General features: G+C 70.8%; 15 protein-coding genes and 1 tRNA gene. 6 read left to right on the plus strand and 10 right to left on the minus strand.

The window, feature by feature from the left end:
* Nucleotides 1–14 precede the first annotated feature (14 nt).
* From leuD to mdh, 3 genes are all read right to left on the minus strand, one after another.
* Nucleotides 15–632, minus strand: a complete 618-nt coding sequence (leuD, locus tag ACTB72_RS04470) for a 3-isopropylmalate dehydratase small subunit (RefSeq protein ID WP_463035788.1) — start codon at nt 630–632, stop codon at nt 15–17.
* 133 nt (nt 633–765) lie between these two features.
* Nucleotides 766–1881 carry an HNH endonuclease gene (locus ACTB72_RS04475; RefSeq protein WP_463035789.1) on the minus strand — a complete coding sequence of 372 codons (1116 nt, stop codon included), beginning with the start codon at nt 1879–1881 and terminating at the stop codon, nt 766–768.
* A gap of 103 nt (nt 1882–1984) precedes the next feature.
* Complete coding sequence (mdh, locus tag ACTB72_RS04480; RefSeq protein WP_463035790.1) at nt 1985–2947, minus strand: malate dehydrogenase; 963 nt, start codon at nt 2945–2947, stop codon at nt 1985–1987.
* 347 nt (nt 2948–3294) lie between these two features.
* On the opposite strand from mdh, the gene ACTB72_RS04485 reads away from it, so the two are divergent.
* The gene (locus tag ACTB72_RS04485; RefSeq protein ID WP_463035791.1) at nt 3295–4071 is read left to right on the plus strand and encodes a sulfite exporter TauE/SafE family protein; all 777 of its coding nucleotides are present in this window, start codon (nt 3295–3297) and stop codon (nt 4069–4071) included.
* 230 nt (nt 4072–4301) lie between these two features.
* Here ACTB72_RS04485 and rpoH read toward each other — a convergent pair whose 3' ends face one another.
* Nucleotides 4302–5201, minus strand: a complete 900-nt coding sequence (gene rpoH / locus ACTB72_RS04490) for an RNA polymerase sigma factor RpoH (protein ID WP_463035792.1) — start codon at nt 5199–5201, stop codon at nt 4302–4304.
* Between the two features lie 227 nt (nt 5202–5428).
* Nucleotides 5429–6544 carry an RluA family pseudouridine synthase gene (locus tag ACTB72_RS04495; protein ID WP_463035793.1) on the minus strand — a complete coding sequence of 372 codons (1116 nt, stop codon included), beginning with the start codon at nt 6542–6544 and terminating at the stop codon, nt 5429–5431.
* On the opposite strand from ACTB72_RS04495, the gene ACTB72_RS04500 reads away from it, so the two are divergent.
* Nucleotides 6543–6896 (plus strand): DUF6476 family protein, encoded by a 354-nt coding sequence (locus tag ACTB72_RS04500; RefSeq protein WP_463035794.1) that lies wholly within the window; start codon nt 6543–6545, stop codon nt 6894–6896. The two genes, ACTB72_RS04495 and ACTB72_RS04500, sit on opposite strands and share 2 nt — an antisense overlap.
* Before the next feature lie 205 nt (nt 6897–7101).
* A tRNA-Glu gene (locus ACTB72_RS04505) sits at nt 7102–7176 on the plus strand.
* A gap of 690 nt (nt 7177–7866) precedes the next feature.
* Here ACTB72_RS04505 and ACTB72_RS04510 read toward each other — a convergent pair.
* The 5 genes from ACTB72_RS04510 to ACTB72_RS04530 form a co-directional block, all read right to left on the minus strand.
* A complete protein-coding gene (locus ACTB72_RS04510; RefSeq protein WP_463035795.1) occupies nt 7867–8709 on the minus strand; it encodes a protein-methionine-sulfoxide reductase heme-binding subunit MsrQ in 843 nt (280 codons plus the stop codon).
* A 131-nt stretch (nt 8710–8840) separates the two neighbouring features.
* A complete protein-coding gene (locus ACTB72_RS04515; RefSeq protein ID WP_463035796.1) occupies nt 8841–9692 on the minus strand; it encodes an SMP-30/gluconolactonase/LRE family protein in 852 nt (283 codons plus the stop codon).
* A 56-nt stretch (nt 9693–9748) separates the two neighbouring features.
* Complete coding sequence (pdxR, locus tag ACTB72_RS04520) at nt 9749–11257, minus strand: MocR-like pyridoxine biosynthesis transcription factor PdxR (RefSeq protein ID WP_463035797.1); 1509 nt, start codon at nt 11255–11257, stop codon at nt 9749–9751.
* A 78-nt stretch (nt 11258–11335) separates the two neighbouring features.
* Nucleotides 11336–12292: a CobW family GTP-binding protein gene (locus tag ACTB72_RS04525; protein ID WP_463035798.1), complete on the minus strand. Its 957-nt coding sequence runs from the start codon at nt 12290–12292 to the stop codon at nt 11336–11338.
* The gene (locus tag ACTB72_RS04530) at nt 12289–13917 is read right to left on the minus strand and encodes an amidohydrolase (protein WP_463035799.1); all 1629 of its coding nucleotides are present in this window, start codon (nt 13915–13917) and stop codon (nt 12289–12291) included. The genes ACTB72_RS04525 and ACTB72_RS04530 overlap by 4 nt, the downstream gene beginning before the upstream one ends.
* Nucleotides 13918–14120: 203 nt before the next feature.
* Here ACTB72_RS04530 and ACTB72_RS04535 point away from each other — a divergent pair, with 203 nt between their 5' ends.
* The 3 genes from ACTB72_RS04535 (at nt 14121) to ACTB72_RS04545 (ending at nt 17659) form a co-directional block, all read left to right on the plus strand.
* A complete protein-coding gene (locus ACTB72_RS04535; protein ID WP_463035800.1) occupies nt 14121–15710 on the plus strand; it encodes an ABC transporter substrate-binding protein in 1590 nt (529 codons plus the stop codon).
* A 75-nt stretch (nt 15711–15785) separates the two neighbouring features.
* Nucleotides 15786–16772, plus strand: a complete 987-nt coding sequence (locus ACTB72_RS04540; protein WP_463035801.1) for an ABC transporter permease — start codon at nt 15786–15788, stop codon at nt 16770–16772.
* Complete coding sequence (locus ACTB72_RS04545) at nt 16769–17659, plus strand: ABC transporter permease (RefSeq protein ID WP_463035802.1); 891 nt, start codon at nt 16769–16771, stop codon at nt 17657–17659. The genes ACTB72_RS04540 and ACTB72_RS04545 overlap by 4 nt, the downstream gene beginning before the upstream one ends.
* Nucleotide 17660: the final 1 nt, after the last annotated feature.

Here is a 17660-nt window from a genome sequence, read left to right on the forward strand (position 1 = left end):
CGCCACGGTCAAGATCAGCCCGCCGCGGCGAGCCAGGGCTGGCGCGCCGCGGCCGCGGCCTCATAGGCGTCGATGGCGGCGCCCTTCTCCATGGTCAGCCCCACATCGTCGAGCCCGTTGAGCAGGCAATGCTTGCGGAAGGCGTCGACCTCGAACGCGATCTCGCCGCCGTCGGGGCCGCGGATCACCTGGTTCTCCAGGTCCACGGTGACGATGGCGTTGGCGCCGCGCTGGGCGTCGTCCATCAGCTTGTCCACCTCCGCCTGCGGCAGGGCGATGGGCAGGATGCCGTTCTTGAAGCAGTTGTTGAAGAAGATGTCGGCGAAGCTGGTGGAGATCACGCAGCGGATGCCGAAGTCGGCCAGCGCCCAGGGCGCATGCTCGCGCGAGGAGCCGCAGCCGAAATTGTCGCCGGCGACCAGGATCTTCGCCTCGCGGTAGGCGGGCTTGTTCAGCACGAATTCGGGCTTCTCGGAGCCGTCCTGATTGTAGCGCATCTCGTCGAACAGGTTCACGCCGAGCCCGGAGCGCTTGATGGTCTTCAGGAACTGCTTGGGAATGATCATGTCGGTGTCGACATTGATCAGCGGCAGCGGGGCGGCGACGCCCTCGAGTTTGTCGAATTTGTCCATCATGCGGCTCCTTTGCGGATGGCTTCGGGTAGCGCGTCCCGGCCCGATAAGCAAGCTGCGGAGCGGGGGCGCTCGCCGGCGAAGCCGGCGCCGGGCCGAGGGGGCTCGACGCCCCCGAGGCCCGGCCCCCGATTCAGGCTCCGCGCACCGCCCCCTCCAGCGCCGCGACGTAGCCGAGGATCACCGCCACCCAGCCTCCGGAACAGCAAAGCAGATCCTCCAGCCTCGGCGTCTCGGCATCGTCGCGGCCGCGCAGATACCACTGGCTCCCGTCCCTTGTCTCTCGCACGTTCAAGCTGGCGACGGCCCCAAGCATCCTGAGATAGGCGTGCCCGAGATCCGCACGCCCGGCGGCGGCTGCGGACTCCGTCGCATAATTGAAGTGGAGCGCCCCGCCCGCCATGATCGCGACGAGGGTGAAAACTCTCCCGTCCGCGCGCCGCCAGCGCAGCATACGATTCCCTTTGAGCGTGGTGTCCGCGAATACGCCGAGCTCCGCGAGCTCGATCTCGAACGCCTCCAGCGCGTCGGCGACGCTCTCTTCCAACACGGGCTCGTTCCTTTCCGCCGGCGAGGCGGCGACGGTGACGCTGCGCGGATGGGGCGCGGCGAGCAGCAGGCGGTCGAGCCCGTCCCACCCCGCAGCAGGCGCAGGGTCGCGCAGACGAGGATCCTCGATCCCGACCTCGTCCACCGTCCACGATCCGCGGCCGAAATTGCAGGCCGCGCAGGTGATCACCACATTGTCGACCGAGCTCTCGCCGCCACGGCTGTGCGGCGCCACGTGATCATATTGAAGCCAAAGGCATTGCAAGGCGGCATGCTGCTCGGCCTCACGGCCGCCCCAGCGGGCGGCATCGGGGTAGCGGGCATGCAGAATGGCCCGGACCTGCGGTCGGATCACTGGCGTCTCGCAGAACCGACAACGCAGGCCATCGCGGGTCTCGATCGCGCGCCTGGCGGCGGCGCCGGGCATCCGGGGACGGCTGCGTGCGGCATCCGTCAGGTATGGCGGAGCGTCGGGGACCTTTCGGAAGGCGTGCAGCTCCGGGTCGACCCTGCCCCAGATCGACTTGGTCCAGGCCGCGATCTCGGGCATGTCGGCAGCGCGGATCAGGCGGTCCGCCTCGGCGGCGTCGCCAGAGAGATGGGCGTCGGCGGCGTGGGACAGCAGCTCCGCCGCTTCGGCGATGCCTGGATGGGGCGGGCGGAAACAACGCCGCTTCACGTCATTTGCGGATGCGCTCATGACGTGAAGTCGGACGCTTGCCGGGCAAAAGTCAATCTCCGGACAAGAAAACGCCCCCGCCGGTCAACCCGGCGGGGGCGCTGATGCGGTCAGACGCAGGCGATCAGGCCAGCGAGGGGTCTATGCCCTTGCAGGCCTCGACCAGGCCCTTCACGGCCTCGATCGACTTGTCGAGCATGGCCTTCTCGGCCTTGTCGAGCTTGATCTCCACGACCTTCTCGATGCCCGCGGCGCCGATCACGGTCGGCACGCCGACATAGAACCCGTCGAGCCCGTAGGCCCCGTCCACGAAGGCGGCGCAGGGCAGGACGCGCTTCTGGTCCTTGAGGAAGCTCTCGGCCATCGCCACGGCCGAGGCCGCCGGCGCGTAGAAGGCTGACCCGGTCTTGAGCAGGCCGACGATCTCGGCGCCGCCGTCGCGGGTGCGCTGCACGATGGCGTCGATCTTCTCCTGGGTGGACCAGCCCATCTCGACCAGATCGGGCAGCGGAATGCCGGCGACGGTCGAATAACGGGTCAGCGGCACCATGGTGTCGCCGTGGCCGCCCAGCACGAAGGCCGACACGTCCTTGACCGAGACCTTGAACTCCTCGGCGAGGAAGTAGCGGAACCGCGCGCCGTCGAGCACGCCGGCCATGCCGACCACCTTCTCCTTGGGCAAGCCCGAGAACTTCTGCAGCGCCCATACCATCGCGTCGAGCGGGTTGGTGATGCAGATCACGAAGGCGTCGGGCGCGTGGGCGGCGATGCCCTCGCCGACCGACTTCATCACCTTGAGGTTGATGCCCAGCAGGTCGTCGCGCGACATGCCAGGCTTGCGCGGCACGCCGGCGGTGACGATGCAGACGTCGGCCCCGGCGATCGCGGAATAGTCGTTGGCCCCCGACAGCGCGGCGTCGAAGCCGTCGACCGGCGAGCTCTCGGCGATGTCGAGCGCCTTGCCCTGGGGCGTGCCCTCGGAGATGTCGAACAGCACGATGTCACCGAGCTCTTTCAGCCCGATGAGGTGCGCCAGCGTGCCGCCGATCTGGCCCGCGCCGATCAGCGCGATCTTGGGTCTGGACATCTTGAGCAGTCTCCCGCGATTGGTCTCATCCGGGAGACGGGGCTACTCCGTTACGCTCTCTCCCGCAAGCGCGAACGGACCGGGCTTCGGCGCCGTGACGGGCGAGACCGGGCCGCGGGGGCGCCGAAGCCGCAGCGCGGGGCGGGGCGTACCCGGGGGGTCTGCGCGGCTCGGCGGCGGGGTTCCAGGCCGGGTTTTCAAGGCCGGGGCAGGATCGATGCGCCAGGGAGCCCCCGTCGTCAGGTCCCGCATCGCGGTCGCATTGCCGTCGGGCGTGGCTGCGTCCATCGTCGGGGCGACCGCGCCAGGCTCGCCTGCGCCGCCGCGTCCTCGATCCGGGAGCGTCCATGGGACCCGACATCACCGACCCCGTCTTTCTCGCCGCCGCCGCGGCCGCGGTGCTGATCGCCGGCATCTCCAAGGGCGGGTTCGGCGCGGGGGCGGGGTTCGTGTCGACCCCGATCCTGTCGCTGGTCGCCTCGCCCGAGGTGGCGGTGGGCGTCCTGCTGCCGCTGTTCTGCGTGATGGATCTGACCGGGTTGCGCGCCTATTGGGGAAAGTGGAGCGGGAAGGACGCGCGCGCCATGATGCTGGGCGCGATCCCGGGCATGGCGCTGGGGGCGGCGCTCTTCGCGATCATCCCCACCGACGGGCTGCGGCTGCTGATCGGGCTGATCGCGCTGGGATTCGTGGCCTTCCAGGCGGCGCGGGCGCGGGGGTTTCTCGGCGCGGGGGCGTCGAAGCCGTTCTCCTGGGCACGGGGCGGGTTCTGGGGGATGGCCTGCGGCTTCACCTCGTTCACCTCGCATGCGGGCGGGCCGCCGGTGGCGGTCTATCTGCTGCCGCGCGGGCTCGACAAGCTGACCTATCAGGCGACGACGGTGATCCTGTTCTGGTTCGTCAACGCCGCGAAGCTCGGGCCGTATTGGGGGCTTGGGCTGTTCGGAGACGGCCAGCTGGCCGCCGCCGCCTGGCTGGCGCCCTTGGCTGTGGTCGGGTTCCTCTGCGGGGTCTGGGCGCACAGGCGGGTGCCGGACCGGCTGTATTTCCGGCTGATCCATACGCTGCTGGTGCTGACCGGGGCGAAACTGGTCTGGGACGGGGCGACGGGCCTGATCGGCTGAGAGGCGCCGGACCCGGAGAGTCGACCCTGGATCAGACCGCGCCCGCCGCCACCTGCGCCCCCGGTCCATGGCGGCGCGGGCGCCACGGGGCGACCGGCGCGACGGCCGGCGCGCCGCTCCCTCACCCCGGGGTCGGGCCGGGGTCGAGCGAGACGACCACCTGACGGCGCGAACGCGAAAGGCCGGGCGCGGGCCCGGCCTTCGTCGTCGTCCCGCGTCCCTCGCCCCGATCAGGCCAGTTCGCGGATCATGCCCTTGTCGCCGGCCAGGTCGCGCATCTTCTTCTGCAGCTTCTCGAAGCCGCGGACCTCGATCTGACGCACCCGCTCGCGGCTGACCCCGTAGACCTTCGACAGATCCTCCAGCGTCACCGGATCGTCCTTCAGCCGACGCTCGGTCAGGATATGCTTCTCCCGCTCGTTCAGGCTTTCCAGCGCCTCCATCAGCAGCTCGCGACGGCTTTCCAGCTCGTTGCGCTCCGCGTAGTCGGCGGCTTGGTCGGCGTCGTCGTCGGCGAGCCAGTCCTGCCATTCGGCCGACCCCTCCCCGTCCGCCTTCAGCGGCGCGTTCAGCGAGGCGTCGCCGCCCGACAGCCGCCGGTTCATGGCGATCACCTCGGTCTCGGTCACGCCGAGGCTCTTGGCGATGGTGGCCACGTTCTCGGGCCGCATGTCGCCCTCTTCCAGCGCGCCGATGCGGTTCTTGGCCTTGCGCAGGTTGAAGAACAGCTTCTTCTGCGCCGCGGTGGTCCCCATCTTCACAAGGCTCCACGACCGCAGGATGTATTCCTGGATCGAGGCGCGGATCCACCACATGGCGTAGGTCGCGAGCCGGAAGCCGCGTTCGGGGTCGAAGCGCTTCACCGCCTGCATCAGGCCGACATTCGCCTCCGAGATCACCTCGGCCGTCGGCAGGCCGTAGCCGCGATAGCCCATGGCGAGCTTGGCCGCGAGGCGCAGATGCGACGTCACCATCTTGTGCGCCGCCTCCTTGTCCTCATGGTCGGTCCAGGCCTTGGCGAGCATGTATTCCTCTTCCGGCTCCAGCATCGGAAACTTGCGGATTTCCTGCAGGTAGCGCGAAAGGCCCTGTTCCGGCGACGGGGCCGGAAGTCTGGCGTAAGTGCTCATGTTCTCGTCCCTCCTTCGGGGCGTCGGGACCGCGGCGCCGCCCGAGGCGACGACCCGCGCGCACCCGGGCGCGCAAAAGTCTTGCGGCGGACGAACGCGCCCCCCGGATCCGCATATGGTCCCCGCAACCCTTTAATTCAACGTTTACGCCGGTCAGGAGACGGTGAGGCGCCGGTTCGGAGACGGTCCTCCCCCCGGCAGGGGGGAGGGGGGGACGGACCGCGCCGTCAGAGGCCCAGCGCCGCCGTCAGCGCCGCGAAATCCGCCGGGGGGGGGGATTCGAAATGCAGCGCCTCGCCGGTCACCGGATGCGGAAAGCCCAGCACCGCGGCATGCAGCGCCTGGCGCGGGAACAGGTCCAGCGCCGCGCGGCCTGCGTCGTCGAGCCCGGCCGGCGCCTTGCGCGACCGCCCGCCATAGGTGGCGTCGCCGACCAGCGGATGCCCCAGCCAGGACAGGTGCACGCGGATCTGATGGGTCCGCCCCGTCTCCAGCGCGCAGCGGACCAGGGAGGCGACGGGCTTCAGCTCCGGCCCCATCTTCGCCTCGGTCCGCAGATGGGTCACCGCGCGGCGACCCGCGGTCTTGGTCACCGCCATCCGCTTGCGGTCGCCGCGGTGACGGTCGAGATGCGTCTCGATCCTCAGCCAGCCGCCGCCCGCATCCTCCACCCCCGGCAGGCCGACCACGCGCGGATCGGCGGTCGAGGGCGCGCCCCAGGCCACCGCCAGATATTCCCGCTCCAGATCATGCGCCGCGAAGCGCGCCGACAGGCCCTGATGGGCGATGTCGGTCTTCGCGACCACCAGCAGGCCCGAGGTGTCCTTGTCGATCCGGTGCACGATGCCGGGCCGCGCCTCGCCGCCGATGCCGGCGAGGCGGCCGGCGCAGTGGTGCAGCAGGGCGTTCACCAGGGTCCCCTCCCACGCCCCCGGCGCGGGATGCACCACCATGCCGGCGGGCTTGTCGACCACCAGCAGATCGTCATCCTCGTAGAAGATGGTCAACGGGATGTCCTCGGCCATCGGCGTCGCCGGGACGGGCGGCGGCGGCAGCACCACGAAGCCCTCGCCCGCCTTGACTTTGGCGCGCGGGTCGCGCACCGCCTCCCCGGTCCCGGCGCGGGTGACCGCCCCGGACAAGGCCAGCGCCCGCAGGCGCGAACGGCTCAGCCAGGGCGGCGCCAGCGCCGCCAGGGCCTTGTCGAGACGCTCGCCCGCCAGGGCGTCGTCCACGTGAAATTCCAGGGGCCCGCCGGCCTCCGGCAGGGCGAGGCGCGCCTCGTCCTCCGGGGCAAGGGGGGCGGCGTCTTCGTCGTCGAAATCATCAAGGGGCTCGGTCATGCGCGCGAACCTATCCGGGCCGAAGGCCGAGGACGAGGACGAGTTTCCCGAACCGCCCCGCCTGCGGCTTCTGCGCCTGACCGTGATGGCGCTGACGGTGACGCTGACGCTCGGGGTGGCGGTGATCGCGGGCGTCATCGCCTGGCGGCTGTGGTCGTCCGTTCCGCCTGCGGTCCCGGTCACGGCCGAGGCGCTGGCCCTGCCCGCGGGCCAGGCGATCACCGCGCTGGGCGCTTCCGCTTCAGAGATCCTGGTGACCACCCGCGACGCGGCGGGGGCGGAGCGGCTGCTGGTCTTCCGCCGCGCCGACGGCGCGCGCCTGTCGCAGACCCCGATCCGGCGCGAAGACTGAGCTTCGGGGATCGCGATGGCCGGGTTTCGCCCGAATCGCCCCCCTCGCGCCGCCGCCATGGCCGGCCCGGAGGGGCGCCTCCCCGGGCTGCGGCGAAGCCCCTGCGACGTCGTCGCGCGATCCGCCGGAAGGAAGGCGGAGAGCCGCCCTTGACACCCCCCCCTGCGAGGCCTTAATCCCCGCCGCAACGCAAGCGCGGCCGCAAGTCCCCATCGTCTAGCGGTTAGGACATCACCCTCTCACGGTGAAGACAGGGGTTCGATTCCCCTTGGGGATACCAATTCGCCGCGCTTGCGGTCACGGGCCGGCGCCGAAAGCGCCGGCCCGTATCGTTTGGCGGAGTCGGGCGCGTTCCGGACCGTCGCGCCGTGCGGCCCCCCGGAGATGCGGCGGGAAATGCGCCGGGGCCTTTCCGGAAGAACCAGCCCGCGCGCAGCGCCCTCCCGGCGCTTCGGCGGTCTTCGAGGCGACCTCGGACGGCCTGCGCCGGCGGTCGCCCCCCTGCGTCGCGCTCATGGACACGCCCGGGCGGCGCGGGGTCATCGCACGATGCGGACGGGACGGGGGTTCCGCCGCCTGCGCCGTCGCCCGACGGCGCCCCTTCGGCCAGATCGTCAGGCGGCCCGAAAGGCGCCGCCCGTAGCAAGGCGACGGCCCCCGCCATGTCGCCTGCGACTCGCCGACGACGCCATCGATGCCGCCGAGGACGGCGGCTTGCGCATCGGCGCGATGGCGCGCGACGCCGATCCCGCGACCGACGCGAGGATGCGCCGCCACTGGCCCGCGGCGCCCCGTCCGGCTCGCCGCCGAAGGCCAAGGGGGTGGGCGAGCTCGGCCTCTGCGGCGCGGCCGCGGCCATCGCCGAGGCCGACGCCGCCATAGCGCCCCCGGCAAAAGGGGGCGCGACGATCCCGTGACCATGGACAAGATGCCGGAAAGCCTGCGCGCCATCCGAGCCCGGGCGGGCCGTTCAGGCCCGCCGCGGCGCCGCCGGCCGCAGCCGGGCGGAAAGCGCCTGGGCGGGCGGGATCGCAGCGGCGGCGAGGCCCGCCGCCAGCACCCAGCCCGCCGGGCGCAGGCCCCATTCGGGATGCAGGTTCGCCTCCAGCACCGCGCCCCAGGGCGCCCCGGTGGCGGCGGCGTACCAGGCGGCCTCCAGCCCCGCCGCGCCCAGCGCCGCCGCGACGGCGACGCAGACCAGCGCCCAGGGCGCGCGCAGCGACCCGCCCGCCGCATCCGCCAGCCGCCACCCCATCAGCAGCAGCCAGGCCCCCATCACGATCGCAGCCTCGGACACGTCGGCCTTCGACTGCAGGAAGAAATGCAGCACCGCCAGCGCCGCCAGCGGATAGGCCGCCCGATGCAGCCGCCGCCAGTTGCGCCCCATCGCCCGGATCGCCCGGTCGGTGGAGGTGACGGCGAGCGCCCCCAGGCCCAGCAGCGTGACGAAGCCGATGGCGAGGTAGATGCGCGACGCGATCTCGGCGACCACCTTGGCCGGATCCCAGCCCTGGTCGGCGATGTAGAACCCCAGATGGGCGGCCGCGTAGAAGAACGCCGCCAGCCCCAGCATCCGGCGCAGGATGATCCAGCGACCCCAGCCGGTGATCCGGCGCAGCGGCGTGACCAGCAGCGTGACCGTCAGCAGCCGCACCGCCCAGTCGCCGGAGCGGTGGATGGCCTCGGTCAGCGGCCTCGGCCCCAATCCGCCGGTCGCGGCGTCGAAGAGAAGCCACAGCGCCGGCGCGGCCACCAGCGCGAAACCCGCGGCGCGCAGGGCGCTGAAGCGTCCGCTGCGGTCGGTCCATGGCATGTCCATATGCGCCCCCCTGGCGTTCCGCCTGCGGGCGCGATCCGCGCCCTTGCCTTCATCTGGGGTCCCTAGCGGCGGGCGCATCGCGGGTGACGAAAAAGCGAACGGCGGGTGAGGGGACGCCCCCGCGCTCACCCGGCCGCAGGCGCCTCGACCCGCGCCGTCTCGACCCGGCCCGCGCGCTGGGCCCGGGTCTGGTCGCGGTCATGGGTCCGGGCGGTGAGGATGTGGAGCGTCCGCCCGTCCTCGCCCCCCAGCATGCAGGCGTAGGCCTCCGTCTCCACCTTGATCTCGTCCAGCACCTGTCCGCCCATCCCCACCCGCACGCAGGCGCCGCGGCGGGGGGAGGCGACCCAGACCGCGCCCTCGGCGTCGAGGCTGATGCCGTCGGGCCGCAGGCCGGGCGGCTGCGACCAGATCCGCGGGTGGGTCAGATCTCCGTCCGGCCCGAAATCGCAGGCGGTCAGCCGCCCGCCCGCCGTCTCCCCCACGATCAGGGTCTTGCCATCGGGCGTGATCGCCATGCCGTTGGGAAACATCAGCTCCGGGCCGACCTTGCTTGCCGAGCCATCGTGCGCCACCCGGATCAGGCGGGTCGCCCTCGGCGCCGCCTCGCCGCGCAGCGCGGCGGCGAGGTCATAGCCGAAATTCCCCACATAAGCCGCGCCCGAAGCGTCCACGATCATGTCGTTGCAATGGAAATCGGCGAGGTCCCAGAGGTCCGCATGCACCGTCACCGCCCCGTCCCTGACACGCAGCACCTGGCGGCGGGTCATCGAGACCACCAGCAGCGACCCGTCCGGCAGCCAGCCGAGGCCCGAGGGCTGATCCTCGATCTCCAGCATCACCTCCCGGGTCCCGTCCGGCGCGATGGCGAGCACCTTGTGGTCGTGCATGTCCGACAGCCACAGCCGCCCGTCATGCCAGCGCGGCCCCTCGCCGAAACAGAGATCATCGGCGAGGATTTTTGTGCGACGGCTCATGGCGCGGCTCCCTGGGATGTCTTTTGCGGCGATCCTGCGATGCGCCGGTCCCGACATCAACCGCGGGGCGCGAGCCGGGCGGCGGCGGCGGCCAGACGCTCGATCCCCGGGCCGATCCGGTCGTCGGAGATCGAGGAGAAGGCGAGCCGGAAATGATTGCGCGGCCGGGGCGCGAGCCCCGCCCCGGGATGCGCGTCGGCGTCGGCGAACAGCACCGCGCCCGGCTCGATCAGCACGCCCTCGGCCCGCGCCTCCCGCGCCAGATCGGCGGCGTCGAGCCAGTCCGGCCCGCGCACCCAGAACGCCGCGCCGCCAAACCCCGCGCCCTGCGCCCAGCCGGGAAGATGGACGTCGAGGGCGGCATGCGTCGTCTCCCACCGCGTCTGGAAACTGCGATGCAGCCGCCCGATCAGCGCGTCATGCGCGCCCAGCGCCAGGAACAGCGCCACCGCGCGCTGATTGTTGCCGGGCGGGTGGCGCAGCATCAGGCGGCGCAGGGCGCGGGCCTCGGCCACGAAGGCCGCCGGGCCGACGATGAAGCCCATGCGCAGGCCGGGCATAAGCGATTTCGACAGCGAGCCGACGTAGATCACCCGGTCCTCGCGATCCAGCGACTTCAGCGCGGGCGTGGGCGGGCCGCGATAGTTGAACTCGAACTCGTAATCGTCCTCGACGATCAGCCCGTCGCAGCGCCGCGCCCAGTCCATCAACGCCCGCCGGCGCGCGAGGCTCATGGTCACGGTCGTCGGCGACTGGTGAGAGGGGGTGACGAAGGCGAGCGCCGGTTCCTCGGGCAGGCGGTCGGTGACCAGGCCCTCGTCATCCACGGGCAGCGGCATCACCCGGTCGGAATGCAGGGCGAGGATGTTGCGCAGGTCCGGGTAGCCGGGGTTTTCGATCACCGCCGCGGTGTCGCGGCGCACCAGCAGCTGCGCGATGAGGTAGAGCGCGTTCTGCGCGCCCATGGTCACCAGCACCTCGTCGGCCCCTGCAAGAATGCCGCGGCGGGGCAGCAGGCGCTGACGGATCTGCTCGATCAGCATCGGGTCGTCTTCGGCGAAGCGGTCGTCGGTCCAGGCCCCGAACCATTTTCGCGACATCGACTGGCGCATGCAGTCGCGCCAGGCGGCGAGCGGAAACAGGTCGCTGTCGAGCTGCCCGTAGAGGAACGGATAGGGATAGGCGTGCCAGTCCGCCGGCTTCACGATGTTGCGCTGGGTGGAGGGCGAGAGCCGGAAACGCGAGGCCCAGTCCGGCCGGCCCGCAGGCGTCGGGCTGGGCGAAGGGGTCGGCCCCACCCCGGCGGGCGCGGCGGGAAGATCCTCGGCCACGTAAAACCCCGAGCGTTCGCGCGCCACCAGATAACCGTCATCGGCCAGCGCCTGATAGGCGAGCACCACGGTGTTGCGCGAAATGCCGATGCGCTGGCCCATGGCGCGGGTGGAGGGCATGGCGGCCCCCGCGGGGAACTGCCCGGCGAGGATGGCGGAGACCAGCCGCTCGCGCAGCTGCGCCTGCAGGGACACGCCCTCGGTCCGGTCGAGATGGAACAGCGTGTCGCGCATCGGCCCTCCGCCTCAGCGGCATGACGCGGGGCCGGGCCGGATGCAAGGGGAGGCCCGGCTGGCGCCCCCCGCCTTGGATCAGCTTAGCAGGGCGCGCCAGCTTGCATCCAGCGCCGTCGCGTCGAAGCGCTCGGCGAAGCCGATGGCGACGGCGCGTCCCTGCCCGTCGGCGGGGGCGGGGACGTCGCGCAGGCCGGACTGGGCGCCGGCGCGGTGCAGCTCTCCCCAGCCGCCATCGGTCAGGCGCACGACGCCCTTGAGGCGGTAGAAGCCCAGATCCTCGGCGATCAGCGTTGTCGCGGCCGCGCGGTCGAGCGCTTCCGGGCCGCTCCAGGCCCAGCTCCGGTAATGGGCGCCGTGGTCGTGGTGGGGAGGGTGGCGGTCGGGCGCCCCCGCCTCCCGCCCCGGCACGGCGGCGGGGTCGAGCAGCATGTCGACCGGCAGGCGCCCGAAGGCGGCCTCAACGCGGGGGATGCCCGGGGCCAGCGATTCGAGGCGGGCGGCGACGCGGGCCGTAGCCTCCGCCCCCGCATGGTCGGCCTTGGAGATCACGATGAGGCCCGCGGCCTTCGCCTGCCGGATCAGCGTGTCGGCGAGCAGCGGATCGTCGAGGCCCGCGTCGAAATTGGCGGCGTCGACCAGGGTCGCGGTCAGCGCGTGGCGCATCTCGGGCTCGGCGCGCGCGATGTCGGCGACGCGGGCGGGGTCGGCGACGCCCGAGGTCTCGATGACGAGGTGCTCGGCGCGGGGGCGGGCTTCGAGGATGCGGTCGAGCGCATCGAAGAGGTCCCCCCCGATGGAGCAGCACATGCAGCCGTTGGCCAGGGCCACCGTGTCGCCGTCGCGGTTGACGATCAGGCTTTCGTCCAGCGCGATCTCCCCGAAATCGTTGACCAGCACGGTGATGCGCCTGCCATGGGCCTCGGTCAGCAGACGGTTGACGAGCGTGGTCTTGCCGGCGCCGAGATAGCCCGAGATCACCGTCACCGGCAGGGGGGCGAGCCCGCCCCCCCCGGTTGCGTCCGGCCGGTTCACGCGAGGAACACCCGGCCGCCGGACACCGTGCCCAGCACCTCGATATCGCGCAGCTCATAGGGCGCGACCGACAGCGGATCGTCGGCGAGGATGGCGAAATCGGCCTTCTTGCCGGTCTCGATCGAGCCGATGTCGCGGTCCATCTTCAGCGTCTTCGCCGGGCCCAGGGTGATGGCGTGCAGCGCTTCCTGCACCGTGATCCGCTGATGGGCGCCCAGCACGCGGCCCTTGGGAGTGATGCGGTTCACCGCCGACCAGGCCACGGTCAGCGGCCCCATCGGGGTCACCGGCGTGTCGGAATGGATCGCCAGCGTCACCCCATGGTCGAGCGCGGAGCGGCAGGCATCCATGCGCCGCGCCCGGTCCGGCCCGATGGACTGTTCGTAATGCGCGTCGCCGAAATACCAGATGTGGTTGGCGAAGAGATTGGCGCAGACGCCCATGGCGGCCATCCGGGCGAACTGGTCCTCGCCCGCCAGCTGCACGTGCTGGAGCGTGTGGCGATGCCCCGGCCAGGGGTTCTTCGACAGCGCGATTTCCAGCGCGTCCAGCGTCACCTCGGACGCCTCGTCGCCGTTGGTGTGGATGTGCATCTGGATCTTCGCGGCGTTCAGCGCCTCGATCACCGCGAAAAGCTGGGCGGGGGGCACGTTCCAGATGCCGTTGGGCTCGCCATGCAGGTGGCCGGGCCATTTGAGGCGCGCGGTGAAGCCCTGGATCGAGCCGTCGGTGACGATCTTGACCGCGCCGAGCCGCAGCATGTCGGAGGACCGTTTCGCCAGAGCCTGCGCCCGGGCGACGAAATCGGCCGGAGCCATGTCGCGGAACACCAGCGTGGGCACGATGCGCAGGGCGAAATCGTCCGACGAGGTGATGCGCAGCAGCCCGTCGACGTCCTCATCCTCCAGCATCGCGGCGAGGTCGGTGGCGGTGGTCACGCCGCAGCGCATGGCGGACTGGGCATAGGCGCGCACAGCGGGCTCGCGGCGCGAGAGTTCGCGAAAGTCGATCTTGCAGCGGCGCAGGACCGGGAACATCGCCGCCATCTCCTGCAGCTCGCCATTGGGCTCGCCATCGGGAAAGCGGGCGACGCCCTCCACGTTGGTGTCGCGGGAATAGCCGGCGAGCTCCATCGCCTTCGAGTTCACGGTCAGCAGGTGGAAGTTGGAATGGACCACGGCGACGGGACGGTCGATGGACACCTTGTCGAGGTCGCGCAGGCTCATCCGGTCCCCGCCGAGGAAGATCGGATCGAAACCCCAGGCGACGATGGGCTGGCCTTCAGGGATCGTCTCGGCGGCTTCCTTCAGGCGGGCGACCACGGCCTCGATGGTGGGCATGCCCTTGTGCAGCGTGCCGTCGGGCGCGACCCGGTCCTGGTCGCCGGTGTAGACGTAGTTCCACATGGCGCCGGTCATCAGGTGGCCGTGACCCTCGACGAAGCCGGGCAGGATCACCGCATCGGCGAACCGGTCGTCGAGCCGCGCGCCGCCCCAGGGCTCGGCCGCGTCCGGCCCGCCGACGGCGAGGATCCGGCCGTCGCGCACCACGACATGGGTGGCCTCGGGCCGGTTGGGATCCATGGTGACGATCTTGCGGGCGCGGTAGGCGACGGTCTCGGACATGGGGCTCCTCGGGGGGACGGACGGGGGCGCGCGGGGGGGCGCGGGATGGGTCAGGATGACCCTCGCCCCACCGCGCCTGTCAGCTTAGGGCCAGATAAGCGAAAAGCTTGTGCCAGTTCCATGGGCGCCGCGCTTCGCGTTTGCGTTTCACCCCCGAAGGATGCTGACTTCGTCTTAGGCATTAATTTCAACGAGGCCAGATCATGAGCATCACCCGCCGGTCGCTCTTCGCGTCCGCCGCCGCCCTCGCCCTCGCGACGGGCCTCCGCCCCGCCTTCGCGGCCGAGCCGACCGCCGGCGGCGACCTGGTGGTGATCGTCACCCAGGTGCCGCGTCATCTCAACCCCGCCGTGCAGTCCGGCACGGCGACCGCGGTGCCCGGCACGCAGATCTTCGCCTCGCCGCTCCGCTATGACGGCGACTGGCAGCCGCATCCCTATCTGGCCGAGTCCTGGGACTGGGCCGAGGATGGGCTCAGCCTGACCCTGCGCCTGGTGGCGGGCGCGAAATTCCACGACGGCGAACCGATCACTTCCGAAGACGTCGCCTTCTCCATCGAGACCATCAAGGCCAACCACCCGTTCAAGACCATGTTCGCCCCGGTCGAGGCGGTGGAGACGCCGGACCCGCTGACCGCGGTCATCAAGCTGAGCCAGCCGCATCCCGCGCTGATGCTGGCCCTTTCGGGCGCGCTCTGCCCGATCATCCCCAAGCACATCTACGGCGACGGCCAGGACATCGCCACGCATCCGGCGAACGCCGCCCCCGTCGGCTCCGGCCCGTTCAAGCTGGAGAGCTTCGCGCCCGGCGAGCAGATCGTGCTGGTGAAGAACCCGGACTTCTTCCTCGACGGGAAGCCCTATCTCGACCGCATCGTGATCCGCATCGTGCGCGACACCCAGGCGGCGCTCCTGTCGATGGAGGGGGGCGAGGCCGACATGATGCCGTTCCTCACCACCTCCCAGGGGATCAAGCGGCTGTCGGACGCCGACGGGCTGACCGTGACCGACGCGGGCTACGACGCCGTCGGGCCGATCAACTGGCTGGCCTTCAACATGCGCAAGGGCCCGCTGGCCGAGAAGAAGGTGCGCCAGGCCATCGGCTACGCCGTCGACCGCAATTTCGTCACCAAGGCCCTGCAGCGCGGCGTGTCGAAGGTCCAGCGCGGGCCGATCATCGAAAGCTCGCCCTTCTTCAACCCCGAGATGCCCGACTACAAGTTCGACCTGAAGAAGGCCGCCGCCCTGCTGGACGAGGCGGGCTTCCCGGCCGGCGACGGCGGGACCCGCTTCTCGCTGACCGTCGACTTCATCCCCGGCAGCGAGGAGCAGCAGCGCAACGTCGCGGAATACCTGCGCTCGGCGCTCGGCAAGGTGGGGATCGGGGTCGAGGTCCGCGCCTCGCCCGACTTCCCGACCTGGGCCAAGCGGATCGCCGCGGGCGATTTCGACATGACCATGGACACGGTGTTCAACTGGGGCGATCCGGTGATCGGCGTGCACCGCACGTATCTGTCGGACAACATCCGCCCGGTGATCTGGTCCAACACCCAGGGCTACGCCAACCCGAAGGTGGACGAGCTGCTCAACGCCGCCGCGGTGGAGCTGGACGAGACCAGGCGCAAGGCGCTCTACGACGAGTTCCAGATGATCGTGGGCGAGGACCTGCCGATCCACTGGATCAACGCCGTGCCCTACCACACCGCCTACGATACGCGGCTGGGCGGCGTGCCGACCTCGATCTGGGGTCCGATGCAGTCGATGGACGACGTCTTCTGGGCCGAGAAGCGCTGAGCCGACGACCCGACCGGCGCGCCGCCGTCTCGCGGCGCGCCGACTGACCCTGCAGGCATTCGCGGAGCGACACCCATGGGCGCATCTGGCTACATCCTCAGGCGGCTCGCCTACGGCGTGATCCTGCTGCTGGGCGTGGTGGTGCTGAACTTCCTGCTGATCCACGCGGCCCCGGGCGACCCGGCCGAGGTGATCGCGGGCGAGATGGGCGGCGCGACCGTCGAGATGATGGCGAGGATCCGCGCCGATTACGGGTTGGACAAGCCCCTGATCGTGCAGCTGGGCATTTACCTCGGCGACATCGTGCGCGGCGATTTCGGGCAGTCCTACTTCTTCAATCAGCCGGTGGTGGACCTGATCGGCGCGCGCATCGTGCCGACCATCCTGCTGGTCGCGGCGGCGCAGGTCTTCGCCATCACGCTCGGCGTCTTCATGGGGGTGCTGGCGGCGCGCAAGCCCCAGGGGCCGTGGTCGGCCTTCGTCTCGGTGTTCTCGACCATCGGCTATGCGGCGCCGGTGTTCTGGACCGGGCTGATGCTGATCGTGCTCTTCGCCTCGATCCTCCCGATCTTCCCGGTGGAGGGGATGACCTCCGCCCGCTTCTCCGGCGGGGCCTTCGCCTATGCGCTCGACGTGCTCCATCACCTGGCGCTGCCGGCGGCGACCCTGGGGATCATCTTCCTCGCGCAATACGCGCGGCTGTCGCGCGCCTCTATGATCGACGTGCTGGGGGCGGACTATGTGCGCACCGCGCGGGCGAAGGGGCTGTCGGAGCGGGCGGTGACCTTCAAGCACGCGCTGCGCAACGCGGTGCTGCCGATCCTTACCGTGGCGGGAATCCAGTTCGGAAACCTGATCTCGGGCGCGCTGCTGGTCGAGACCGTGTTCAACTGGCCGGGCATGGGGCGGCTCGCCTTCGACAGCGTGCTGCGCCGCGACTACCCGACCCTGCTCGGCGTGCTGTTCTTCGCCGCCGCCATGGTGGTCATCGCCAATCTTCTCACCGACCTGAGCTATCGCCTGGCCGATCCCCGCATCCGCACCGGAGGCGCCCGCAAATGACCGATATCTCCGTCGCTTCCGCCGGCCCTGCCGTGGACGCGGTCAGCCCGCTGCGCGAATCCTGGGGGATCTTCCTGCGCAACCGGCCGGCGCTGCTGGGCACGGCCATCCTCGGCCTGATCCTGCTGGCGCTGCTATACGGCGCCTTCTTCTTCGACGCCGACCCCTACGAGATCGTCTGGGCCCCGATGACGCCCCCGATGGAGGAAGTGGATTATGCGCCGCTCGGCACCGACTATCTCGGCCGCTCGATCCTCGCGGGGCTGCTGACCGGGGGCTGGCCGACGCTGGCGGTCGGGGCCTCGGCCGCGCTGCTCACCGTCTTCATCGGCATCTTCGTCGGCGCGCTGTCGGGCTATTTCGGCGGCTGGGTGGATGATCTGCTGATGCGGGTGACGGAGTTCTTCCAGGTGCTGCCCGCGCTGCTGTTCGCCATGGTTCTGGTCACCCTCTTCTCGCCGTCGCTGGTGACCATCTCCATCGCCATCGGGGTGGTGAGCTGGCCGCAGACCGCGCGCCTGACCCGCGCCGAGTTCCTGCGGATCCGGGAGCTGGAATACGTCTCCGCCGCCCGGTCCATCGGGGCGAAGAACGGGCGGATCATGTTCCGCGTGGTGCTGCCCAACGCCCTGCCGCCGCTGATCGTGTCGGCGACGCTGACCATCGGCGTGGCGATCCTGTTCGAGGCGGGGCTCAGCTTCCTCGGCCTCGGCGATCCCAACACCATGTCCTGGGGGCTGATGATCGGCCAGAACCGCGGCTATCTGCTGGAGGCGTGGTGGCCGGTGACCCTGCCCGGCCTCGCCATCTTCCTGACGGTGTTCGCCATTTCGCTGATCGGCGACGGGCTGAACGACGCCTTCAATCCCAAGCTGCGGTCGAGGTGAG

Source organism: Albimonas sp. (assembly GCF_055129145.1).